This is a genomic window from Bradyrhizobium sp. 62B (assembly GCF_030272265.2).
Classification (GTDB): domain Bacteria; phylum Pseudomonadota; class Alphaproteobacteria; order Rhizobiales; family Xanthobacteraceae; genus Bradyrhizobium.
Genome location: NZ_CP092841.2, coordinates 1,245,673 through 1,268,033 on the forward strand (window position 1 = coordinate 1,245,673; position 22,361 = coordinate 1,268,033).

Genomic DNA, 22,361 nt, shown 5'->3' on the forward strand with positions numbered 1-22,361 from the left:
GAACCCCAGCGCATGCTGTCCGAGAATATATATCGGCCGTCAGCAAAGACCATGCGCCATTCCGCGCGCAAAATGCTGATCCATCGCTGCGAAATTGTGGCGGCATTTCAGGGCAGCGAACCAACGGGCCGCGCGACAGGCGCGCCCGATCACAAGCGTCTCGATGCGACGGCATCCGGCGGGGCTGGAGGCCAGAACGTCGCAGCCGGCATCTTGATCGGTCCCGAAATGGGGCCCGTTGGTATCCCCTCAGAAGCGCGATGATCCTCATCGCGCTTCAGGTTGTTGTTGCATGCGTCAGCCGACGCGGGTCATCTTCGGCAGATGAATGGCGCGGCCGAGTGCCTGCTCGACCAGGTCGAACGTGTCGATCAGGACGCGCATGCTGACGAGCTTGCCCGCCCTGAACTGGGCGAACTGCGCGACCCGCAAGCTGATCGGCTTGTTCGAATCCAGCGCCGTCAGCGAGTAGCGCACCATCGAGGCGGCGGAATCGACGCCGAGCATGATGCTCTCGCGGTCGAAGCGGCGGACTTGGAAATTGTCGGCGAGCTGGCGGATGACGTCGAGCACGGCGTCCCTGCCCTGGCGCGCGCCGAGGAACGGAAACATGTCGATCGGGCCGTAGAGCGCCCACTCGACGTCGTCGTCGATCAGGGCTTCTATGTCCTGGAAATGCCGGTCGTTGATCGCGCGGTGCAACGCGCGCGAGAAACGCCAGAGGCTATGCTCTGTCATTTTGGGCAGTCCTGAAGCTGGCTTGCGAAAAAAACGGAAAACAACCCCATGCGCAGTCAGGCGCCGGGGGGCTCAAATCGTTTGTACACGAACAAAATAGGACGTTTTGGCCAAAACGCAATTCACGTTTTCGCAATGCACAATTGATTGCGAAATGTGAGATTTGCAACAGGACCACGTAATTTTCCGGGGTTGGGCGCGAGCCCCAGTGGGGTCCTCGCGCCGAGACGAGGCTTAATCCGTCCGCGCGCCGGTGATCAACGGCCCGATTTCGCGCTCCAGCACCTGCTGCACCAGATCGTAGGAATCGATGATCTCGCGAATCTCCGCCACCAGCCCGCCGCGGAAGGTGTAGAACACGGCCATGTCGAATTGCACGATGCGGTCATTGCTGCGCTTTTTGAAATAGGCCTGCATGTAGGTCGCGACCGCTTCACCCTCGGCCAGGATGTGCGGCGCCTTGTAGCGGATCTCCGAATAGCGCGACCAGACCGTCTGCCAGAGTTCACGCAGCTCGGCCTTGCCGTGGCGCGGCACCAGATGCGGCAGCACGTCGATCGGCGCATGGGTGAGGAAGTCGACGTCGTCGGTGCAGCAGGACAGCGCGGCTTCGATATCGCCACGCGCGAAGGCGTCGAGCAGATGCAGCACGCGTTGCCTGTTCAGCGATTCAACCGTCATGCTGCTCCCGCCCTCGTCGGCCGTGGATTGCAAACGCTACCGCGGGCCTCGCGGGTCCATCAATCCGCAAAAACACAGGGTGCTTGCCAACTATGACGCGCGAGCGCCATGCCGCGTTCATGGGGTGCAAGCGCGGGCGACGCTGCTGGCTTGGTACGGCTTTTCGAATGGCGATGACGCCGCATGCTTACCTGCGAGGCGCGCCTTGCTCAGATGCTGGAACCCGGACCCGCCCGCAATCGTTGAAGGTCCGACATCGCATCTGGAGACATCGATCCATGAAATCGCCGCTTCTCACCGTGACCGCCGCACTGCTCATGCTTGGCGCGACCTCCGCGGCCAATGCCAAGGGCTGCATCAAGGGCGCCATCGTCGGGGGTGTCGCCGGTCACTATGCCGGCCATCACGGCGTGCTGGGCGCCGCCGCCGGCTGCCTCTACGGCCGGCACCACGCCAAGGAACAGGAGAAGCAGCGGCAGCAGCAGCAGAGCCAGATGAACGGGCAGGGGAAGCTGTAGTCGTTCCGGGACGCCGCGAAGCCGCGAACCCGGCGCCATCCTGCCCCTTGGGCCGGTCCCAAATAGGCGCGTGACCCATCTCACATCACGCCCGTCCCGGCGCAGCTATCGTCATCCCAATGTCATCAGGGAGACGTGCCATGGCTGCCATCGCCACCGTCAGAAAGTCCCGCTTGCACAACGCGATCGAAGGCCTCGCGCTGACCGCGATCCTGCAGAGCTTCCCGACCTTCGCCGCCGCCGCCTTCCTGCTCAAGCTCTGCGGCAACCACGATCTCGTCGGCGATCCCGGCGTCGCCATCTTCGTCGCGATCGCCTCGCTCGCCCACGCGATGTTCGCGGTGAGCTTCGGCCCGAGCTTCCCGGCGTTCTTCAAGACCGTCTACGAGCCGAAATTCTTCGAGGCCCAACTGTCGCTGTCCGACAAGATCACGGCCTGGCGCACCCAGCCCGTCGCCTCGCTGCAGCTGGTGACGATCGTGCTGCTGCTGTCAGTGATGGCGGTGGTGATGGCGAGCGTGGGGTGAGACCTCTCGTCATTCCGGGGCGCCGCAAAGCGGCGAGCTATGATGCGCAATTGCGCATCTGAGAATCCATAACCCCGAACGGAAATGAACAGCGACGCCGCCCCTACCGCTTCTTCCACCCACCCCGGCGCCCCGGCATCCCGCCCGTCGACTTCGGCGCCGGCCCGAACTCCGGCCCCGACTGCCTGGAATCTGTCGGCTGGATGATCCGGCTCTCGCCGCCGAACGGCTTTGACGGCAAGGCGCGGCCTTCGCGGTAAGGCAGCGATTCCGGGCCGTGCATTTCGTCGAGATGCGGCTTGTGCACGCGGGAGCCCTTGCCGCCGCCGGCCTTGAGCGCGGTTGCGGCGCTCTTGTTCTTCATGGCGCTGACCGGCAGGTTCGCCGAGTCGCCGTACTTCCTGGTGCCGGCATAGGCGCCGGCCTTGCCCGTGACCGCTCGCTGTTTTGCGGTGGGGTCGTCGACCACGGCCAGCTCGGTGGCGCGCAGGCGTTTGACTTCGTCGCGCAGGCGCGCGGCTTCCTCGAAGTTCAGATCGGCCGCGGCCTCGCGCATCCGCGTTTCCAAATCGCCCAGCACGGCTTCGAAATTGTGGCCGATCGAGATGACGTCGTCGGTCATGTCGTGGCCGCCGACCTCCACCAGCACGTGATCGCGCTCGTAGACGGAGTTGAGGATGTCGCCGATCTGCTTCTTGACGCTCTCCGGCGTGATGCCGTTGGCGGTATTGTATTCGACCTGCTTCTCGCGGCGGCGGTTGGTCTCGGCGATGGCGCGCTCCATCGAGCCCGTCATCTGGTCGGCATAGAGGATCACCTTGCCGTCGACGTTGCGCGCGGCGCGGCCGATGGTCTGGATCAGCGAGGTCTCGCTGCGCAGAAAACCTTCCTTGTCGGCGTCGAGAATGGCGACCAGCGCGCATTCGGGAATGTCGAGGCCTTCGCGCAACAGGTTGATGCCGACCAGCGCGTCGAAGGCGCCGAGGCGAAGATCGCGGATGATCTCGATGCGCTCGATGGTGTCGATGTCCGAGTGCATGTAGCGGACACGAATGCCCTGCTCGTGCAGATATTCGGTGAGGTCCTCCGCCATGCGTTTTGTGAGAACCGTGATCAGCGAGCGATAGCCGGCCTGCGCGGTGGCACGCACCTCGCCGACGAGATCGTCGACCTGGGTGCGGGCCGGACGGATATCGACGGGCGGATCGATCAAGCCCGTCGGGCGGATGACCTGCTCGACGAATACGCCGCCGCTCTCGTTCAGTTCCCAGCCGCTCGGCGTCGCCGACACCGCGACGGTCTGAGGCCGCATCATGTCCCACTCCTCGAAGCGGAGCGGGCGATTGTCCATGCAGGAGGGCAGGCGGAAGCCATACTCGGCCAGCGTCGCCTTGCGGCGGAAGTCGCCGCGGAACATGGCGCCGATCTGCGGGATGGTGACGTGGCTTTCGTCGGCGAAGATCAGCGCGTTGTCGGGCACGTATTCGAACAGCGTCGGCGGCGGCTCGCCGGGGCGGCGCCCGGTGAGGTAGCGCGAATAGTTTTCGATGCCGGCGCAGCTTCCCGTCGCCTCCATCATCTCGAGGTCGAAGGTGGTACGCTGCTCCAGCCGCTGCGCTTCCAAGAGGCGGCCCTGGTTGTTGAGCTGGTCGAGCCGCTGCTTCAGCTCTGATTTGATCGACTTGATCGCCTGCACCAGCGTCGGGCGCGGCGTCACATAGTGCGAATTGGCGTACATCTTGATGAATTCGAGCTCGTCCTGCTTGTGGCCGGTGAGCGGATCGAATTCCTCGATGGTCTCGATGGTGTCGCCGAACAAATTCACCCGCCAGGCGCGGTCCTCATAGTGCGCCGGGAAGATGTCGATGACGTCGCCCCGGACACGGAAGGTGCCGCGGGTGAAATCGGCCTGGGTGCGCTTGTATTGCAGCGCGACGAGGTCGGCGATGAGCTGGCGCTGGTCGATGCGCTCGCCCTTCTTCAGCGCGAAGGTCATCGCGGTGTAGGTCTCGACCGAGCCGATACCGTAGATGCAGGACACCGAGGCGACGATGATGACGTCGTCGCGTTCGAGCAGCGCGCGCGTCGCCGAGTGGCGCATGCGGTCGATCTGCTCGTTGATCGATGAGTCCTTTTCTATGTAGGTGTCCGTGCGAGGGACATACGCCTCTGGCTGATAGTAGTCGTAATAGCTGACAAAATACTCGACCGCGTTGTCAGGGAAGAAGTTCTTGAACTCGCCGTAGAGCTGGGCGGCGAGCGTCTTGTTCGGCGCCAGGATCAGCGCCGGGCGCTGCGTCTTCTCGATCACCTGCGCCATGGTGTAGGTCTTGCCCGAGCCGGTGACGCCGAGCAGCACCTGGGTGCGGTCGTTGCGCTGGACGCCTTCGACCAGTTCCGCGATCGCGGTGGGCTGGTCGCCCTTGGGCTGATAGTGCGACTTGATCTCGAAGCGCACGCCGCCTTCGGACTTTTCCGGGCGCGGCGGCCGGTGCGGCGTCCACACCTTGGTGGAGCCGTCGTTCTTGCGGAACTCAGGCCGGCCCTCGCGGATCAGCGATTCCAGCGCATCGGCGGTCGCCTTGACGCCGAGCGCTTCCATCTTGCTGCGCGGCGGCCGCGCCAGCGCCTCGGCATCGTCCTCCTCGGTCGGCAGGCCAAGCTGCCGCGCCAGTTCCGGATCGAGCGTCGGGATCGTGGCCGCGGTGCCGTAATTGGCCTGCGGCGCCTCGTCGAAACCCTCGGTCGACGCCCGGGCGCCTGGCGGCTGCGGATTGGGCCGCAGCGGCATCGGGCGCGCCGCATCCTGCGGAAACTCCTTCGGCGTCGAAGCCCGCGCGCGATGCGCGGCGGCCTCGCCCCCGGATCGCCGGTCGCGCGAATTATCCGGCGGCGGCTGCAGCCCGGTGCCGGATCCCAGCCCGGCATCGCCGCGGTTGATCGCGGGATTGAGCAATTCGGCCAGCGCCGGCCCGATCGGCTGCACGTCAGGGCGGTGCGCCTTCGAGTTCGGGGTCTTGGTCTTGGGGGATTTGCCGGATTTTTCGGAGGATGCAGGTTTCTTCGCCATGAGGCGAATATGGGACGAGTCAGTCGCGCAATAAAGGGCGAATGCCGCCCGCTATGCAGGCTGCTGACAGCAGGTTGGCAGCAGGGTAGGGCCTCACGCCGCCGGCGGCGCACCCTCGTCGTCCTCGCCCGCCTGATTTGGCGTGAGGATGTCGAGATGGATGCCGCCGCAATCGGTGCAGCGCATGGTCCAGTACTCGCTTCCGGCGCGCCCTCCGATCACGCGAAGCACGGCGAGATCGCCGTCGCATTCCGGGCAATTCGACAGCACCGTGCGGCTGTAGATCCTCGGCCGCGACGCATCCTCGAATTCGATGACTGACATGACCGGTTGCCCCCTTTTGCGCTGGTGCTGTCCCTGCTTCGCTTGCCGTCCTGCCCGTCTATTCGTCGTCGCTGTCGGTCCGCCGGCGGAAGCGGTCGATGTGGTGCTTGGCGTCGGCGATCGCGGCGTTCTGATCGGGCCAGGCAAAACCGACTTCCATGGCCGGAAACAGTACGCCGTCGATGGCGAGGGGGCTGAGATCGGCGCGGCGGATGCGGGCGTGCCAGAGGCCTTTGCCGGCCTCGAAGGATTCGATGTCAAAACCGTCGTAGAGCGTCGTCATGGTCGTCCCCGAAGTGTTCCGTACGTGTCTTGTTGGAGAGTCAGGGGACCACGTTTGCAGAGTTCGGGATGTGAAGCCGTTCACAAGCGGCCGGCTTTTTTGCTCTCGCGTCAGTTCCGCGCGGCCGTACGGCCGATCCGCTTCACCGGCCGGGCGGCGGGTTCCGCCGCCGCGCGCATGATCCAGCGGCGGAACGCGGCGAAGTCGCGCTGCTCGGTCTGGAAGCTGCGATAGAGCAGGTACCAGCGCATGCCCTTGGGCACCGATAGGTCGAACGGTGCGACCAGCCGGCCGGCGGCGAGGTCGTCGTCGATATAGGGGCGGATGCCCATGGCGATGCCGAGCCCGTCGGCGGCGGCCTGCAGCGCCTGGCCGTAGAACTGGAACTCGGGCCCGCGCGCGCTGACCCGCGCAACGCCCGCGGCCTTCAGCCAGATCGGCCAGTCTTCAGGTGAATGCGCGACGCGGATCAGGCTTGGGCCTTTCAGGTCGGCCGGGCGCTTCAGGCCGCTCGCCAGGCGGGGCACGCAGACCGGCGTGAGGTCGCCGGCGAACAGCGGCTCGGCGACGAGGCCGGGCCAGTCGCCGGTGCCAAGCTTGATGCCGCAGCTCCAGTCCTCGCCGAACGGCACCGCCGCGCCGCCCGTGGTGAAGCGCACCTCGATATCGGGCTCCTCGCTGCGGAATTCCGACAGGCGCGGGATCAGCCAGCGCATCGCAAAGGTGTGGCCGACGCCGATGGTGAGCACGCGGACGCTTGCGGGCGCCGTCACCTGCGCGGTGAGGCTGGCCAGTGCGTCGAAGATCGGCGTCAGCCCGCTTTGATAGGCGCGGCCGGCCTGCGTCAGCACCAGGCGATTGGCCTTGCGCTCGAACAGCGCGACGCCGAGCCGCTCCTCCAGCAGATGCACCATGCGGCTGACGGCGGCCGCAGACACGCTCAGCTCGAGCCCGGCCGCGGCAAAGCTGCCGGTCCGCGCCGCCGCCTCGAATGCCTTGATGCCGTTGAGAAACAGCAGCCGCCGCAAATGCAGACCCCTACGCCAGACCCTCAGGAAAGCTGAGGCCAGGGCAAGATAACTCAGTTTGCGCGGCGGCGGCAAGCGAGGCAGGTTTTGCGATGTAGATTTGGGCTGATTTGTTGAACGCGGGCGCGGCTTTTTTGCTTTTCCCCGCAAGCGGGCGGGCAAAATCGGCATCTCGCATCCCTTACCTGCCGGCAGGAGAACCTCACGTGACGCCCATCATGATCGCTGCCCTCGGATTGCTGATGGTCGCCACCGCGTTCCTGTCGGGGCTGTTCGGCATGGCGGGCGGGCTGATCCTGATCGGCGTGCTCTTGGCCCTGATGCCGCTGCCGACCGCGATGGTGCTGCACGCGATCACGCAGATGGCCTCGAACGGCTGGCGCGCGTTCCTGTGGCGGGCGCATATCCGCTGGCGGCCGGTTGCGAACTACATGGTCGGCGCTGCCGTCGCGCTCGCGGCCTGGTCGCTCACCCGCTACGTGCCCGACAAGCCGATGGCGCTGCTGCTGCTCGGCATCACTCCGTTCATGGCGCGGCTGCTGCCCGCCAACATCAAGCCGGATCCCGACAGGCTTTGGCAGGGCACGGTCTACGGCACGATCTGCATGGGCCTGATGCTGATGACGGGCGTCTCCGGCCCGCTGCTCGACACCTTCTTCCTTGGCGGCAATTTCGGCCGGCGCGAGAAGGTGGCGACGAAAGCGATGTGCCAGCTCGTCAGCCATTTCACCAAGCTGATCTATTTCGGCGGCATCATCGATCAGGCCGCAAGCCTCGATCCCGTGCTCGCCGGCGTTGCGATCGCAGCCTCGATGCTCGGCACCACGCTGGCGCGGCGAATCCTGGAAGCCATGACCGACCAGCAATTCGTGGCCTGGTCGAACAAGCTGATCACCACCATTGCCTGCTACTACATCGCCTATGGCGGCTGGCTGTTGCTGCGTGCGCCGGTGCTGGCCGCCTTCGACAAGGGAGGTTTGCAATGAGCGAAACTGCCGATCCGCTGGTGCTGGACTTCGTCGAATGGGTCGCGCGCGAGCCGCGCGCCTATGCCGAGGTGGTCGCGACCTGGAAAACCTCGTGTCCGCGCCTCACCATCTGGGAAGACGCCAGCGAGCGCGGGCTTGTTACGCGTGAGACACTGCCAGGCCTCGGGCTCGTCATCGCGGTGACGGAGCATGGCGAGAGGTTGCTGCGCACCAACGGGCGGTGACCGGCACTTCCTCCACATCGTCATTGCGAGCGCCGGCGAAGCAATCCAGGATGTCTTTCGCGGCGGCAGTCTGGATTGCTTCGCTGCGCTCGCAATGACGGAACAGCATATGTCGCTCAAACTCTACGAACTCGTCGGCACCGACCCCTCGCGCCCGTTCAGCCCGTATTGCTGGCGCACGCGGATGGCGCTGGCGCACAAGGGCCTGTCGGCGGAATCGCTTCCCTGGCGCTTCACCGAGAAGAGCGCGCTTGCGCCGCACGGCTCGGAAAAGGTCCCGGTGCTGCTGCATGACGACAAGCCCGTGGTCGATTCCTGGACGATCGCGAATTATCTCGAAGACACTTTCCCGGGCCGTCCGTCGCTGTTCGGCGGCGAGGGCGGCCGTGCCATGGCGCGCATGATCAACGCCTTCGGCGACATCGCCATCGTCGGCGGAATCTTCCCGCTGATCGTCGCCGATATCCCGAACAATCTCGCCGAAATCGACGCCGCCTATTTCCGCAAATCGCGCGAGGCGCGCTTTGGCGGCAAGAGCCTGGAAGAGGTGATGGCGAGCCGCGACACCGGCGTGGTCACGTTCCGCAAGTCGCTCGAGGTGATGCGACAGACCCTGAAGAAGCAGCCCTATCTCGGCGGCGAGGCGCCGAACTACGCCGACTACATCGTGTTCGGCGGTTTCCAATGGGCGCGCGTGGTGAGCCCGTTCAAGCTGCTGGAGGCGGACGATCCGGTCTACGCCTGGCGGGAAAAATTGCTCGACGCATTCGACGGCATGGCGCGGAAGTCGCCGGGGCATCAAGTGTAGGGCGCGATATCTCCTCGGGTCGTCCCCGCGAACCCGGGGGACCCATACCGCGTGATCTATCGAGTGTGGGTGGTCGCAGCACCGAAACGACGGGCCTTCGCCAAATTTCTTCCTGTGGTTATGGGTCCTGGCGTTCGCCGGGACGACACCGAGAGTGTGGCAAGGGTTCTGACATCACCCACGGTGTTGCACCCTATCCGCTGCGCTCACTGACTCCGCCGCCGCTTTCCTCAGACACTCGCGGCACAGGCAGTCCTCGCCCTCGACCGGCATCGGCAGCTTTGCTGTTTCCTCCGCGCACCAGCAATTGCCCGAGAGATCGCAGCCGAACTCGGCGCCGCAGCGTGAGCAGGTCAGGCGGCGCGGTTCCGGGGCCGAGGTTTCTTGCGGATTTGTCATGATTTGCGTCGAAGCTTCGCCGTGATTTTCATGTCGGGTTCATCGGTCGTTGCGGTATATTAGGCGTCGCGCGCGGACTCGGAAAGCGGCTCCCGGCACGCCAAGGACAAATCGATGGCCCGCGATTCGCAAGCCGCGCTCGTTGCGCTCAACCGTTTTGGCTTCGGTGCCCGCGGCGGCGCCTCGGGCGATCTGATCAACGCAAGCTCAGATCCGCGCGGCTTCGTGAAGGCGGACCTTGCGCGGCCCAGCAGCGTGCTGCTGGAGGCGCCCGGCCTGCAATCGACGCAGCAACTCGGGAAGGCCGTGTTCGCCTATCAGGATCAGGTCAAGCAGGCGCGCGAGGCGGCGAAGGCTGCCACACCTGCCGACACGCCGGCCGAACAGAAGCCTGCGCTCCGCCGCAATCTCTCGCTGAACGCGACCGCGACCGAGATCGCCGGCCAGATGACGGATGGCAAACCGTCCGACAATGCAGCGAAGCCCGAGACGATGCAGCCGGGCGTTGCCGCGCCGGCCGCAAAGCCCGCGCCGCAGCCGCTCAACGTGATCCAGAAGGCCTTCCGCGCTGAAGCGCTGGCGCGGCTGCAGCGCGCGACGCTGACCACGTGCGGCTTCACCGAGCGCCTCGTCGTGTTCTGGTCCAACCATTTCTGCATCTCCGCGAGCAAGGGCGAGCTGGCGCGGATCTGGGCCGGCGCGTTCGAGCGCGAGGCGATCAGGCCGCACGTGCTCGGACGCTTCGCCGACATGCTGAGAGCGGTCGAGCAGCACCCGGCGATGCTGTTCTTCCTCGACAACCAGCAATCGCTCGGCCCGGATTCGCGCGCGGGGCAAAACCGCAAGCGCGGTCTGAACGAGAATCTCGCGCGCGAGATCATGGAGCTGCATACGCTCGGCGTCGGCGGCGGTTATACGCAGGACGACGTCACCTCGCTCGCGCGCATCATCACGGGCTGGACCTTCGCCGGCAGGCAAGGGCAGTTGGGCCCTCCCGGCTCCTTCGTGTTCAACGCCAATGCGCATCAGCCCGGGCCGCAAACGCTGCTTGGCAAGACTTACGAGCCAGCGGGACTCGCGCAGGGCGAGGCCGCGCTCGCCGACATCGCGCGGCATCCGTCCGCCGCGAATTTCATCGCCACCAAATTCGTCCGCCACTTCGTGGCCGACGATCCGCCGCCGGCGCTGGTTGCGCGGCTGCGCGATGTCTTCGTCAAGACCGACGGCGATCTCAAGGCGATGGCGACCACGCTGGTCGATTCCGATGAAGCGTGGAAAGCGCCGCTGACCAAGATGCGCAGCCCTTACGATTTCCTCGTCGCGAGCGGCCGGCTGCTCGCGCGCGTGCCGGAGGATCCCGGCGCCTACCTCAACAATCTCAATCTGCTGGGCCAGCCGCTGTGGTCGCCGGCAGGGCCAAACGGTTTCCCGGACACCAGCGCGGCCTGGGCTGCGCCGGAAGGGATGAAGCTCAGGCTCGATATCGCCGCGCAGATGGGCGCGCGGCTCGGCAACAACATCGATCCGCTCGACCTGCTGGAGTTCGCGGCGGCCGATGCGGCCTCGATCGAGACGCGCAGAACCATCGAGCGTGCGGAGTCGCGGCAGCAGGCGCTCGCGCTGCTCCTGATGTCGCCGGAAATGCAGAGGAGATGATGATGATCCACTGCGTCGAGAACCGGCTCCTCACCTCGCGCCGCGGTCTTTTGCTCGGCGGCGCCTCGTTCGCGGCCTGGGCCTATTTGCCGAAATTCGCACGCGCGGCCGATGGGCGCGATCCGCGCCTGGTCGTGGTGATCCTGCGCGGTGCGCTCGACGGGCTTGCGACCGTCGCGCCGATCGGTGACCCCGATTATGCCGGCCTGCACGGCTCGATCGCGCTCGCCGCGGATGGCGCCCATCCCGCGATCATGCTCGATTCCTTCTTCGCGTTGCATCCGGCGATGCCGGAATTTTCGCGCATGTACCGCGACAAGCATGCCGCGGTGATCCATGCGGTGGCGACGCCCTATCGCGACCGCTCGCATTTCGACGGACAGGACGTGCTCGAAAGCGGCTATGCCGGGCCGGGCCGCGTCCAGTCCGGCTGGCTCAACCGCGCGCTGGAAGCGCTGCCGCGCGGCGAGCGGGTGTCGAGCGGTCTTGCGGTCGGGCCCACGACGCCGCTGGTGCTGCGCGGCAATGCGCCGACCGTCGGCTGGGCGCCGGTGGCGCTGCCGCAGGCGGATGACGACACCGCGATGCGCCTCGTCGATCTCTACCGTCACCGCGACCCCGCGCTGGCGACGGCGCTGTCGCAAGGGTTGCAGCTCGAGAAGGCCGCGAGCGGCGACGACATGAAGCGCAAGCCCGGTAACGCCGTCGCACAAATGCGCCAGGTGGCACGCGGCGCCGCAAAACTGATGGCGGCGGACGACGGCCCGCGCATCGCCGCGCTCGCCTTCGACGGCTGGGACACGCATGCCAATGAAGGCGGCCCGGTCGGCCGTCTCGCCTTCCTGCTCAGCGGGCTCGACGGCGCGCTCGCCGAATTCGAAAGCGGCCTCAGCGAGCGCTGGCGCGACACCGTCGTCGTCGTCGCCACCGAATTCGGCCGCACCGCGCGCATCAACGGCACCGACGGCACCGATCACGGCACTGGCACGATCGCACTGCTCGCTGGCGGCGCCGTGAAGGGCGGCCGCGTCATCTCGGACTGGCCGGGCCTCAAGCTCGCCAACCTCCACGAAGGCCGCGACCTCAAGCCCACCGCCGATCTGCGCTCGGTGATCAAGGGCGTGCTGCAGGATCAGTTCGGGCTGTCGGACCGCGTGCTGGCGGAGACGGTATTCCCTGATAGCGCCAGCGCGAAGCCTATGAAGGGGCTGGTTGCTTAACCCACAAGCGCCGTCATTCCGGGGCGCGCGCCTTGCGGCGCATCCCGGAATGACGAGATAATGGGCCGAGCATCAGGAGAATCCCCATGTACATCGCCATGAACCGCTTCCGCGTCGCCAAAGGCTCCGAGGCCGCTTTCGAGCAGGTCTGGCTCACGCGCGACACGCATCTGGACAAGGTGCCGGGCTTCGTCGAATTCCATCTGCTGCGCGGGCCGGAAGCCGAGGACCACACGCTCTACGCCTCGCATACGGTGTGGACGAACTACGCGGCGTTCGAGGCCTGGACCAAGTCGGAGGCGTTTCGCGCGGCGCATGCGCGGGCTGGTGACACCAAGCCGGCCTATCTCGGTCATCCCCAGTTCGAAGGTTTCGAGGTGATGCAGACGGTCGGACGCGGCGCCAAATAGCGCCGCGCCTCGGAGATCTGCGCCGAAAATCAGCCCAGCGTGATCTTGTCGATCTCCGCCATGTCCTCGGCGCTGAGCTTCCAGGCGATCGCCTTCACGTTCTGCTCGATCTGCTCGACACGGGTGGCGCCGGCGATCACGCTCGACACCTGCGGGCGCGCGGCAAGCCAGGAGAAGGCGAGCTCGAGCATGCTGTGGCCGCGTGCTTTGGCAAAGGCCTGGAGCTTCTCGACCATGTCCTCGTTGCGCGGCGTGACGTAGCGGTCGCGCAGCCGCGGCGTCTGGCCGAAGCGGGTGTCGCCGGGCGCGGCCTCGCCCTTCCTGTATTTGCCGGTGAGGAGTCCGCTCGCGAGTGGAAAGAACGGCAACAGGCCGAGCTGGTATTCGGTCGCGGCCGGCAGCAGATCCTTCTCGATGTCGCGCATGACGAGGGAATATTCGTCCTGGCAGGAGACGAAGCGGCTCACGTTCATCGCGCGGGCGACGTACTCCGCTTCCGCGATGCGCCAAGCCGGAAAGTTGGAATTGCCGATGTAGCGCACCTTGCCCTGGCGGACGAGATCGTCGAGTGCGCGCAGGCTCTCCTCGATCGGCGTCAGCGGATCGTAATCGTGCTGTTGATAGAGATCGATGTAGTCGGTCTTCAGCCGTTTCAGGCTCGCTTCCACGGCCGCCATGATGTAGCGGCGCGAGGCGCCCTGCTTGGTGCCGTCTTCCGCCATGGGCTTGGCGTATTTCGTCGCCAGCACGATGTCCTTGCGGCGATCGCCCAGGACCGCGCCGAGCACCGTCTCCGAGCCTCCCATGTTCGAATAGATGTCGGCGGTGTCGAACAGCGTGATGCCGAGGTCGAGCGCGCGATGGATGACCTTGCGGGAGGTCTCCAGGTCCGTGCGCTGCCCGAAATTGTTGCAGCCGAGCCCGACCGCGGACACGCGAAGGCCGGAGGCGCCGAGATTGCGAATTTCCATGGAATATCCTGTCAGCGATGAGGGCGGCATTCTGACCACCGTGCGCCGCAGCAGCAAGGCGCGCGCCGCGCTGCTGCCATGCCGGCAGGGCGGACAAAAAAACGCGGCCCCAGTCAGACGCGGCGACTGACGGGGACCGCTTTGGGGCGCTTGATCGGTGACGGGGGGCCTGATCAGACGCAGGTGCAGCCTAGTCCCGCTATGTTACGCGCGGGTGACAGCGGGAGTTATCCACAGGATGCGCGCGGGGATCAAAACAGCTTGCGATAGACGATGAAGCCGGAGCGTTCGGCGACCTTGTCGTACAGGCGCTGCGCCGTGAGGTTGGTCTCGTGCGTCTGCCAATAGACGCGTGGCGATCCCGCCAGTTTCGCCCGCTCGTACACCCCATGGATCAGCGCCGCGCCGACGCCCTTGCCGCGCGCGGCCTCGAGCGTGAACAGATCCTGCAGATAGCAGGACGGCTCGATCACGGTGGTGCTGCGATGAAACAGATAGTTCGTCATGCCGAGCAGCTTGCCCTCGCTCTCGGCGACGAGGCCGTGCACCGGCTCATAGGCATCGAAGAAGCGCTGCCATGTCATGCGCGTGATCTCGGGTGCAAGCGCGGTCGGGCCGGAGCGGCCGTAGAAGGCATTGTAGCCGTCCCACAGCGGCAGCCATTGATCATAGTCCTGCTTGGTGACGGAGCGAACGGTGAGCGACATGTGGATTTCCGCGATCTCGGTGCTGCACGACGAAATGATGTCCTTCATACGTGATGATCGCATTGCCGATCAATCGCGCCGTGACATCACTCCGCGACGCGAAGATACCGGATCAGCCCGCGGCCCGCGGGGTCGCGCAGCGAGCGGTAGTAGTCGGCGCTTGAAGGCGCGTCGGTGTGACGCACGAGGTCGGTCACCGGGGTGTAGCTGAGCATCCGTCCGCCGTCCGGCAGCGCGGCGCAGACGAAGCGCAGCACCTCGCCGGTGCGCAGGGCGATGTTGATCGGCGTGGCATCGCCGGTCCGCACCATCTCCATGCGCTGCGCGATGAAGGTGCCCAGTTCGTCTTCGGGCAGCTCGAACGCGCCGGTGTCGCGGCCGTGATACATCAGCGCGATGAAAGGCGGCTTGCCGTCGGCGATCTCGTCCGGCAACGCGAAATAGTCGCGAAACGCGCGGTTGATGAACTCGGCCCGTGTCTCGGCATCGAGCAGCACGATGCCGATATCGACCTGGTCGAGCGCGGCCGACAGCCGCGCGGCGGTGGCGTGGCTGCGGCGCTCGGCCGCGAAGGTGCCGAGCAGCCGCTCCCGCATCAGGCCGGTGACGCCGGCGGTGCCGGCAGCGGTGATGGCCAGCAGGCCGAGCTGGACCAGATCGGCGAAAGAGGGGGACACGCCGTGGCGGCTGATCAGGAACAGAGTCGCACCGATCACCCCGATGGTTGCGCTTGTGACGGCGGAGGCGAGGCCCGACAACGCGCCGGCGAGCGCCACGATGCCGACGAGCAGCGGCACTGGCGAGGGCATGGGGATCACGCGATCGAGGAGCATCGTCAGCAGCAGAGTTGCTGCCGTCAGTACCGGACCGGAGATGGCACGCCATCCGAACCGCATGGACCAGTCTCGCTCCTCCCGAACGAGGTAAGACCGCAACTCTGACTGATCGTTGCGCCATTGCGATGCGCTTTTGCGCGGCGTGCTTAAGGCGCGCCTGCGTGCAAGCCTAAGGCTTTCGGATGATTTTAAACCAAGTGCGCGTGCTTGAGGGGCTGTCGCAGCGCCGGCGCATTCAGCGTCGAAATGCCCGGGCCCTTGCGCGTGACGACAATCAACAGGGACGCCGCGACCAGAATGGCCGCAGTCAGTGTGATTGCAACGACTACCACAGGTGATTTCATCGACGTCCTGTCGCGATGCCGGCCGACGCGGGGCATGCGGCGCCTTGAAGGCTGGTCCGGGATGAAACGGGAATCAGACCGGCAGACCCATCGCCATGGTTGCCTTGGTCGACAGCACCGTCAGGGTGACGATCAGGCACAGCGAGAGCGCGGCGACGGCGAGCGAGGCCGCGACCGCGTTGGTCAGCCGGGAAGACGCGACGGTAGCGGGATGGCCCTGAAAGCCTGCCGTGCCGAACGCCCGTGTCATTGGTCTAAATCCTTCAACACGCGAGCGAATCACCCGCGACTTTCCAGAATTTCCCAGTTTCAACCGGCAACATTGCGGCGGCTACCACGCTGAAAATGGCCAGAATGCGGCAAATGTTACCTTTATACCCGCTATTCCCCATAACGGGGCGCGGTCCGGGTCATGCGCCGGCAGCGATGCTCGCGGGGTCGTCGATGTCGGCCGGCCGCCAGTCCATCGCCACGAAGCCGGGCGCGGCTTCCACCCGCTGCAGCCAGTCCCGGATCGCCGGGAAGGTCTGGAGGTCGAAGTCGCAGCGGTCGGCCAGATGGGTGTAGCCGTACAGCGCGATGTCGGCGACCGTGAGCTGGCGCGCGGCGAAATAGGCGTTGGTCTTCAGGTGGTTCTCCATCACCTGCAGCGCGGCATAGCCGCGCTCCATCCAGTCCTCCAGCGAATGGGTCTGCAGGTCGCGGCCGCCCTTGACCAGAGACAGCCAGAAATAGGCGGCGCCGATATTCGGCTCGAGCGCGTGCTGCTCGAAGAACATCCATTGCAGCGCCTCGGCGCGGTCGATGCGATTCTCGGGCGCGAGCGGGGTGCCGACGGCGACGTACCAAAGGATGGCGTTGGACTCGGCCAGATAACGGTCGCCGCCGACCTCGAGCAGCGGCACCTGTCCCGACGGATTCTTGCTCAGAAAATCCGGCGTGCGACTCTCGCCCCGCAGAATGTCCACCTCAATCGCTTCGTAGGGCACGTTGAGCAGCGCCAGCGCAAGGCGGACCTTGTAGCTGTTGCCCGAGCGTTGCATCGAATAGAGCTTGTACATTCCAGGAGTTCGATTCCGAGGACGGGAAGACGCGGCGCTCGCTGCCCCGCAGCGCGGCTAAACAATGATGCCGATGCGAATCCGCCGCAAGAGCCAGCCAATAGAAAAACTCGAAAACCCTACCGCATTGCAATGCGGCGGAAGATCATTTCTGCGCGACGCTGCAAATCAGTTCACGCTTGCGTCAACGAGCGGACGTATCGCGGCATGCGTTTGTGTGAAGACCTGACAGCAGGCTGACGGCAGTAAGACGGCCGCTCAAATCTGCACGTCGTCATGGCCGGGCTTGACCCGTCCGTTCGCGTCTTAACTGCGGCACAAGAGCGTGGGTGCCCGGGACCGGGCTACTCCAAAGCTACGCCGGGTACTCGATGTCGGGCCGGCGAAGCTTCAGCGAAGACGGCAAGCGCGGGCATGATGCCCCCTGATGTTGAGACCGTTGAGCGCGTAAAATTGCTCCGAGGACAAGGCTTGCCGGATATGAGGGGTTTGCGCGGCAAGTTTGCGGAAAATTGCCGGTATGCGCGGCTTGACCGCGCCAAATTCGTAAACTTTTGCGGGATCGGGCCGAAGTTTCTTGCGGTGCAGCGGCTCACGTTTTAGGGTGGCTGCATTCCCACAATCGGAGTCGTGAGACGAAAGGTTTCACGACGCTTGTCAGGAGATGACGATGTCCTTCCTTGCCGCTGCGCTCGACCGTGTGAAGCCGTCCGCGACCATCGCGGTCACGGATAAAGCACGTGCGCTGAAAGCGGCGGGCCGCAACGTCATCGGCCTCGGTGCCGGCGAGCCCGACTTCGACACGCCCGCCAACATCAAGCTGGCGGCGATCCGCGCCATCGAAGCCGGCAAAACCAAATACACCGCGGTCGACGGCATTCCCGAGCTGAAGGAGGCGATCATCGCCAAGTTTCAGCGCGAGAACGGCGTCACCTACAAGCCGAACCAGATCATCGTCGGCACCGGCGGCAAGCAGGTGCTGTACAACGCGCTGATGGCCACCATCAATCCGGGCGACGAGGTGATCATTCCCGCGCCGTATTGGGTCAGCTACCCCGAAATGGTGGCGCTCGCAGGTGGCGAGCCGGTGCCGGTGGTCTGCACCGCCGCGACCGGTTTCAAGCTCCAGGCCGAGGCGCTCGACCGCGCCATCACGCCGAAGACCAAATGGGTCATCCTGTGCTCGCCGTCGAACCCGACCGGCGCGGCCTACACGAAGTCCGAGCTGAAGGCGCTCACCGACGTGCTGGTCAAGCATCCCCACGTCTGGGTGATGACCGACGACATGTACGAGCACCTCGTCTATGACGATTTCCAGTTCACCACGGTCGCGCAAGTGGAGCCGAAACTCTACGACCGCACCCTCACCGTGAACGGCGTGTCGAAGGCCTATTGCATGACCGGCTGGCGTATCGGCTATGCCGGCGGCCCCGCGCAGTTGATCAAGGCGATGTCGACGATCCAGTCGCAGTCGACCTCGAACCCGTCCTCGATCGCGCAATGGGCCGCGGTGGAAGCGCTGAACGGTCCGCAGGACTTCATCCCCGCCAACAACAAGGTGTTCAAGGAGCGGCGCGACCTCGTCGTCTCCATGCTCAACCAGGCCAAGGGGATCGAGTGCCCGCGTCCCGAGGGCGCCTTCTACGTCTATCCATCCTGCGCCGGCACGATCGGCAAGACCGCGCCGTCGGGCAAGGTCATCGCCAACGACGAGGACTTCGTCACCGAGCTGCTGGAGACCGAAGGCGTCGCGGTGGTGCAGGGTTCGGCCTTTGGCCTTGGACCTGCGTTCCGCATCTCCTATGCGACCAAGACCTCGGATCTCGAAGACGCCTGCAAGCGCATCCAGCGCTTCTGTGGCAATCTGCGCTAAGCGGCAAGCCGAGTTCTCTCCGCGCGTCGGGAATCGTAGGGTAGGCAAAGGCGCACTTGCGCCGTGCCCACCACTCCGTCGATCGCGAAAAATGCGTGGGCACGCTTCGCTTTGCCCACCCTGCGACCTCTGCGAAAGGGCCCGCCATTGGCGGGCCCTTTCCTTGTTTGCAGGCCAATCGCCGTGCACAATCTGGCACGACCACGGCTCTTGTGGCATAGACGCGCAACGCGGGTGGGGCGCTCTCTCTGCTCGCATCACATCATCGCCGGAGATATGTCATGCGTCGTTCGTTCATCTTCGCTGGGCTCGCCGCTGCCAGCCTCGTTGCCTCCAGCGTCGGCAGCAGCGCGCAGCAGCGGATGGCGCGGGTCGGCGTGCTCGAATGCCGCGGCGGCGCCAGCGTCGGCTTCATCGTGGGATCGGTGACCCATCTCGGCTGCGTGCTGCGCGCCGACGGCCTGCCCGACGATCGCTACGTCGCCACGATCCGGAAAGTGGGTCTCGACATCGGCATCACCCAGGAGACGGCTTTGGCGTGGGGCGTGTTCGCACCGGTCGACCGGCTCGGCCCGGGCGACCTCTCCGGCAATTATGCCGGCGCGCAGGGCAGCGCCTCGGTCGGTGTCGGCCTGGGGGGCAACGTGCTGGTCGGCGGCTCCAACAATTCGATCGCGCTGCAGCCGCTCAGCGTGCAAGGCCAGGTCGGTCTCAACGTCGCCGCAGGCCTCGAGAGCCTGGAACTTCGCCCGGGCCGCTAACGATTTGCGGACGAACTCTCGTTCCACCTCTCCCTTTGGCGAGGTGGAACGCCGAGCCGACAAGCCGTGGAATTATAAGACTTGATCTAACTGACGACGCACCGCAGCGACGTTTGACGCTTGCCAAATCTCGGCGACGGGCAGAGCATCTGCGTTTGCCGACCCAATCATGGGCCGAGCTCCACACCAAGGAGGCGGCGAATGGGACAAGACGTCAGAAGTCCCCGAGGTCCACGGTGCATCGCGCTGGTGGGCCCTTTCCAAAGCGGTAAAACCACACTTCTCGAAGCAATACTGGCGCGAACGGGCGCAATCCCGCGCGCCGGCAGTGTCGATGCCGGAACTTCCGTCGGCGACGCCACGCCAGAGGCCCGTCATCACAAGATGACCGTCGGGCTGACTGCCGCCACCACGAGTTTCATGGGCGACAGCTACACCTTCCTCGATTGTCCCGGTTCCGTCGAATTCGCCCATGACATGCGCGCCGCGTTGCCCGCGGTCGACGCGGCGATCGTGGTCTGCGAGGCCGACGAGAAGAAGCTGCCGCAGCTCCAGATCATCCTGCGCGAGCTGGAGGAGCTGAAGATCCCGCGTTTCCTGTTCCTCAACAAGATCGACCGCGCGAGCCAGCGTATCCGCGAGTCGCTCGCGATGCTGCAGCCCGCCTCGCGCGTGCCGCTGGTGCTGCGCCAGATCCCGATCTGGAAGGACGACCTGATCGAGGGCTTCGTCGATCTCGCGCTGGAGCGCGCCTTCGTCTATCGCGAGCACAGAGCCTCCGAAGTGGTCGCGCTCGAAGGCGGCGATCTCGATCGCGAGAAGGAAGCCCGCTTCTCGATGCTGGAGAAGCTCGCCGATCACGACGATGCGCTGATGGAGCAGCTGCTCGAAGACATCCAGCCGCCGCGCGATGCCGTGTTCGACGATCTCGCCCGCGAGTTGCGCGACGGGCTGATCTGTCCCGTGCTGCTGGGCGCCGCCGCGCGCGAGAACGGCGTGCTGCGCCTGATGAAGGCGCTGCGTCACGAGGCGCCGGGCATCGCTGAGACCGCAAAGCGTCTCGGTGTGCCCGAAACCAAGGATGCGCTCGGCTACGTCTTCAAGACGCTGCATTCGCAGCATGGCGGAAAGCTGTCGCTGACCCGGCTGCTTGCCGGCCATCTCGACGACGGTGCGACGCTGCAATCCGCCTCCGGCGGCTCAGGACGCATCTCCGGCATCCTCGCCGTCAACGGCGCCTACGACACCAAGCGTGCCGCGGCGGAGGCCGGCGACACCGTGGCGCTCGCCAAGCTCGATCCCGTCAAGACCGGCGACACGGTCTCGAACGGCAAGGCTCCGCCGGCCGCGCTGGCCGTCACGGAGCCGACGCCGCCGGTGCTTGCGATCTCGATCGCCGCCACCGACCGCAAGGACGACGTCAAGCTCGGCCAGGCGCTGGCGCGGCTGCACGAGGAGGATCCCTCGCTCATCGTCGTGCAGAACGCCCAGACCCACGACACCGTCTTGTGGGGGCAGGGCGAGATGCATCTGCGCGTCGCCAGCGAGCGGCTGCGCGACCGCTTCGGTATCAAGCTCACCTCGCATCCGCCCGGGATTGGCTACCAGGAGACCATCCGCAAGCCGATCACCCAGCGCGGGCGCCACAAGAAGCAGTCCGGCGGCCACGGCCAGTTCGGCGACGTCGTGCTCGACATCAAGCCGCTGCCGCGCGGCGACGGCTTCAAATTCACCGAGAAGGTGGTGGGTGGCGCCGTGCCGCGCAACTACATCGGCGCGGTGGAGGAAGGCGTCGTCGACGGATTGGCGCGCGGTCCGCTCGGCTTCCCCGTCACCGACGTGCAGGTGACGCTGACCGACGGCTCCTATCACAGCGTCGACTCCTCCGACCTCGCCTTCCGCACGGCGGCGCGGATCGGGCTCAACGAAGGCCTGCCGCAATGCCAGCCCGTGCTGCTGGAGCCGATCCACGTGGTCGAGATCGTCTGCCCGACCGAGGCCACCGCCAAGATCAATGCGATCCTGTCGGCGCGGCGCGGCCAGATCCTCGGCTTCGACACCCGAGACGGCTGGAGCGGCTGGGACTGCGTCCGCGCCATGATGCCGGAAGCCGAGATCGGCGAGCTCATCGTCGAGCTGCGTTCGGCAACGGCAGGTGCGGGCAGCTTCACGCGCCAGTTCGACCACATGGCCGAAGTCACCGGCCGTGCCGCCGACCAGATCATCGCCGCGCATCAGCACGCGGCGTGAGCTGTCGAGACGCAACTCTCTCCGCGCCCGCGGGGGGAGGCTGCGATGATCCCTGCAGCGTGTCCCGGACGCGCTGCAATGCGCAGCATTGCTGCGCAGAGCCGGGACCCAGAAAGCCACGGAGTTCGCCGCTGCTTGGGTCCCGGCTCTGCAGCGCATCATTTCGTGCTGCGCTGCGTCCGGGACACGAGAGCGGTGTTTCCACGCACAACTGCATCACCGACGCGGCCCTTGCGCTTACCGCGGAATGATGTATTTTACATCATTGTATATGTATCAGATATCATTTATACGTGCTGGTAAGTGAGGCCGAGGTGATTACGTCGTTCCAGATGCGGGCAGCCCGCGCGCTGCTTGGCATTGACCAGAAAACCTTGGCCGAGCTTGCCGGCGTGTCATTGCCGACCATCCAGCGGATGGAGGCCTCGACCGGCAACGTGCGTGGCGTGGTCGAGACCCTGATCAAGGTGGTTGAGGCGTTCGACCGGGCCGGCGTCGAGCTGATCGGCGAGCAGGTCCGCAGCGACAGCGGCGGGCGTGGCGTTCGCCTGAAGGAGCCCGGGCCGCCGCGCCGCGTCGGAGCATGATCAGCCGGTGATCGTGCCCGGGATCAAAATGGGCTAGCGCATCGTCGCACCTCGGCAACACGGGACGCACGATGCTTCGGAGCATCGTGGGGCACT

The 22,361-nt window shown here is 65.7% G+C and carries 27 protein-coding genes; 14 read left to right on the forward strand and 13 right to left on the reverse strand.

Annotated elements, in window-relative coordinates; genetic code table 11:
• Positions 1-12: 12 nt before the first annotated feature.
• On the forward strand, positions 13-264 hold the full coding sequence (locus ML401_RS05935) for a hypothetical protein (protein ID WP_259216050.1): 252 nt from the start codon (positions 13-15) through the stop codon (positions 262-264).
• Positions 265-297: 33 nt separating this feature from the next.
• On the opposite strand, the gene ML401_RS05940 is transcribed toward ML401_RS05935, so the two are convergent.
• Together ML401_RS05940 and ML401_RS05945 are read right to left on the reverse strand one after the other, a co-directional pair.
• The gene (locus ML401_RS05940) at positions 298-738 is read right to left on the reverse strand and encodes a nuclear transport factor 2 family protein (RefSeq protein WP_211418477.1); all 441 of its coding nucleotides are present in this window, start codon (positions 736-738) and stop codon (positions 298-300) included.
• 234 nt (positions 739-972) lie between these two features.
• Entirely contained in the window at positions 973-1,419 is a 447-nt protein-coding gene (locus tag ML401_RS05945; protein WP_285810594.1) for a nuclear transport factor 2 family protein, read from the reverse strand.
• Positions 1,420-1,697: 278 nt separating this feature from the next.
• Between ML401_RS05945 and ML401_RS05950 the strand changes: the two genes are divergently transcribed.
• Together ML401_RS05950 and ML401_RS05955 are read left to right on the forward strand one after the other, a co-directional pair.
• On the forward strand, positions 1,698-1,937 hold the full coding sequence (locus tag ML401_RS05950) for a hypothetical protein (protein WP_285810595.1): 240 nt from the start codon (positions 1,698-1,700) through the stop codon (positions 1,935-1,937).
• 140 nt (positions 1,938-2,077) lie between these two features.
• The gene (locus tag ML401_RS05955; RefSeq protein ID WP_285810597.1) at positions 2,078-2,464 is read left to right on the forward strand and encodes a hypothetical protein; all 387 of its coding nucleotides are present in this window, start codon (positions 2,078-2,080) and stop codon (positions 2,462-2,464) included.
• 103 nt (positions 2,465-2,567) lie between these two features.
• On the opposite strand, the gene uvrB is transcribed toward ML401_RS05955, so the two are convergent.
• The 5 genes from uvrB to ML401_RS05980 all read right to left on the reverse strand — a co-directional run bounded on the left by uvrB (position 2,568) and on the right by ML401_RS05980 (position 7,347).
• A complete protein-coding gene (uvrB, locus tag ML401_RS05960) occupies positions 2,568-5,534 on the reverse strand; it encodes an excinuclease ABC subunit UvrB (protein WP_211418473.1) in 2,967 nt (988 codons plus the stop codon).
• A 93-nt stretch (positions 5,535-5,627) separates the two neighbouring features.
• A complete protein-coding gene (locus tag ML401_RS05965) occupies positions 5,628-5,858 on the reverse strand; it encodes a hypothetical protein (protein ID WP_259216057.1) in 231 nt (76 codons plus the stop codon).
• A gap of 58 nt (positions 5,859-5,916) precedes the next feature.
• Positions 5,917-6,141, reverse strand: coding sequence for a hypothetical protein (locus tag ML401_RS05970; protein WP_028134417.1), 225 nt, complete (start codon positions 6,139-6,141; stop codon positions 5,917-5,919).
• Positions 6,142-6,251: 110 nt separating this feature from the next.
• Positions 6,252-7,169, reverse strand: a complete 918-nt coding sequence (locus tag ML401_RS05975; RefSeq protein WP_285810601.1) for a LysR substrate-binding domain-containing protein — start codon at positions 7,167-7,169, stop codon at positions 6,252-6,254.
• Between the two features lie 10 nt (positions 7,170-7,179).
• Positions 7,180-7,347, reverse strand: coding sequence for a hypothetical protein (locus tag ML401_RS05980; RefSeq protein WP_285810603.1), 168 nt, complete (start codon positions 7,345-7,347; stop codon positions 7,180-7,182).
• A gap of 28 nt (positions 7,348-7,375) precedes the next feature.
• Here ML401_RS05980 and ML401_RS05985 point away from each other — a divergent pair, with 28 nt between their 5' ends.
• The 3 genes from ML401_RS05985 (at position 7,376) to ML401_RS05995 (ending at position 9,190) form a co-directional block, all read left to right on the forward strand.
• A complete protein-coding gene (locus ML401_RS05985) occupies positions 7,376-8,155 on the forward strand; it encodes a sulfite exporter TauE/SafE family protein (RefSeq protein ID WP_194406122.1) in 780 nt (259 codons plus the stop codon).
• Positions 8,152-8,382, forward strand: a complete 231-nt coding sequence (locus ML401_RS05990) for a hypothetical protein (protein ID WP_194406123.1) — start codon at positions 8,152-8,154, stop codon at positions 8,380-8,382. Before ML401_RS05985 ends, ML401_RS05990 begins: the two co-directional genes overlap by 4 nt.
• 109 nt (positions 8,383-8,491) lie before the next feature.
• Positions 8,492-9,190, forward strand: coding sequence for a glutathione S-transferase family protein (locus ML401_RS05995; protein WP_285810606.1), 699 nt, complete (start codon positions 8,492-8,494; stop codon positions 9,188-9,190).
• Between the two features lie 174 nt (positions 9,191-9,364).
• Here ML401_RS05995 and ML401_RS06000 read toward each other — a convergent pair whose 3' ends face one another.
• On the reverse strand, positions 9,365-9,589 hold the full coding sequence (locus ML401_RS06000) for a cysteine-rich CWC family protein (RefSeq protein WP_285810608.1): 225 nt from the start codon (positions 9,587-9,589) through the stop codon (positions 9,365-9,367).
• Between the two features lie 114 nt (positions 9,590-9,703).
• Between ML401_RS06000 and ML401_RS06005 the strand changes: the two genes are divergently transcribed.
• The 3 genes from ML401_RS06005 (at position 9,704) to ML401_RS06015 (ending at position 12,875) form a co-directional block, all read left to right on the forward strand.
• Positions 9,704-11,245 (forward strand): DUF1800 family protein, encoded by a 1,542-nt coding sequence (locus ML401_RS06005; protein ID WP_285810610.1) that lies wholly within the window; start codon positions 9,704-9,706, stop codon positions 11,243-11,245.
• Positions 11,246-11,247: 2 nt separating this feature from the next.
• The gene (locus ML401_RS06010) at positions 11,248-12,465 is read left to right on the forward strand and encodes a DUF1501 domain-containing protein (protein WP_285812634.1); all 1,218 of its coding nucleotides are present in this window, start codon (positions 11,248-11,250) and stop codon (positions 12,463-12,465) included.
• An 86-nt stretch (positions 12,466-12,551) separates the two neighbouring features.
• Positions 12,552-12,875, forward strand: a complete 324-nt coding sequence (locus ML401_RS06015; protein ID WP_194406127.1) for an antibiotic biosynthesis monooxygenase — start codon at positions 12,552-12,554, stop codon at positions 12,873-12,875.
• 29 nt (positions 12,876-12,904) lie between these two features.
• On the opposite strand, the gene ML401_RS06020 is transcribed toward ML401_RS06015, so the two are convergent.
• Positions 12,905-13,846 (reverse strand): aldo/keto reductase, encoded by a 942-nt coding sequence (locus tag ML401_RS06020; protein WP_285810613.1) that lies wholly within the window; start codon positions 13,844-13,846, stop codon positions 12,905-12,907.
• On the opposite strand from ML401_RS06020, the gene ML401_RS06025 reads away from it, so the two are divergent.
• Positions 13,845-13,976, forward strand: a complete 132-nt coding sequence (locus ML401_RS06025; protein WP_259216075.1) for a hypothetical protein — start codon at positions 13,845-13,847, stop codon at positions 13,974-13,976. The genes ML401_RS06020 and ML401_RS06025 overlap by 2 nt on opposite strands.
• 121 nt (positions 13,977-14,097) lie before the next feature.
• Here ML401_RS06025 and ML401_RS06030 read toward each other — a convergent pair whose 3' ends face one another.
• The 4 genes from ML401_RS06030 to ML401_RS06045 form a co-directional block, all read right to left on the reverse strand.
• Positions 14,098-14,553: a GNAT family N-acetyltransferase gene (locus ML401_RS06030; protein ID WP_285812635.1), complete on the reverse strand. Its 456-nt coding sequence runs from the start codon at positions 14,551-14,553 to the stop codon at positions 14,098-14,100.
• A gap of 86 nt (positions 14,554-14,639) precedes the next feature.
• Positions 14,640-15,449, reverse strand: a complete 810-nt coding sequence (locus tag ML401_RS06035) for a PAS-domain containing protein (RefSeq protein WP_285810615.1) — start codon at positions 15,447-15,449, stop codon at positions 14,640-14,642.
• A gap of 357 nt (positions 15,450-15,806) precedes the next feature.
• On the reverse strand, positions 15,807-15,983 hold the full coding sequence (locus ML401_RS06040; protein WP_194406130.1) for a hypothetical protein: 177 nt from the start codon (positions 15,981-15,983) through the stop codon (positions 15,807-15,809).
• Positions 15,984-16,143: 160 nt separating this feature from the next.
• Complete coding sequence (locus ML401_RS06045; RefSeq protein ID WP_211418466.1) at positions 16,144-16,794, reverse strand: glutathione S-transferase family protein; 651 nt, start codon at positions 16,792-16,794, stop codon at positions 16,144-16,146.
• Between the two features lie 670 nt (positions 16,795-17,464).
• Here ML401_RS06045 and ML401_RS06050 point away from each other — a divergent pair.
• From ML401_RS06050 to ML401_RS06065, 4 genes are all read left to right on the forward strand, one after another.
• Positions 17,465-18,667 carry a pyridoxal phosphate-dependent aminotransferase gene (locus ML401_RS06050; RefSeq protein ID WP_285810618.1) on the forward strand — a complete coding sequence of 401 codons (1,203 nt, stop codon included), beginning with the start codon at positions 17,465-17,467 and terminating at the stop codon, positions 18,665-18,667.
• 281 nt (positions 18,668-18,948) lie between these two features.
• Positions 18,949-19,428 carry a DUF992 domain-containing protein gene (locus tag ML401_RS06055; protein WP_212068006.1) on the forward strand — a complete coding sequence of 160 codons (480 nt, stop codon included), beginning with the start codon at positions 18,949-18,951 and terminating at the stop codon, positions 19,426-19,428.
• A 201-nt stretch (positions 19,429-19,629) separates the two neighbouring features.
• Positions 19,630-21,678, forward strand: coding sequence for an elongation factor G (locus ML401_RS06060; RefSeq protein ID WP_212068007.1), 2,049 nt, complete (start codon positions 19,630-19,632; stop codon positions 21,676-21,678).
• Between the two features lie 314 nt (positions 21,679-21,992).
• Positions 21,993-22,265, forward strand: a complete 273-nt coding sequence (locus tag ML401_RS06065) for a helix-turn-helix domain-containing protein (protein ID WP_026201995.1) — start codon at positions 21,993-21,995, stop codon at positions 22,263-22,265.
• The last annotated feature ends 96 nt before the right edge of the window (positions 22,266-22,361 follow it).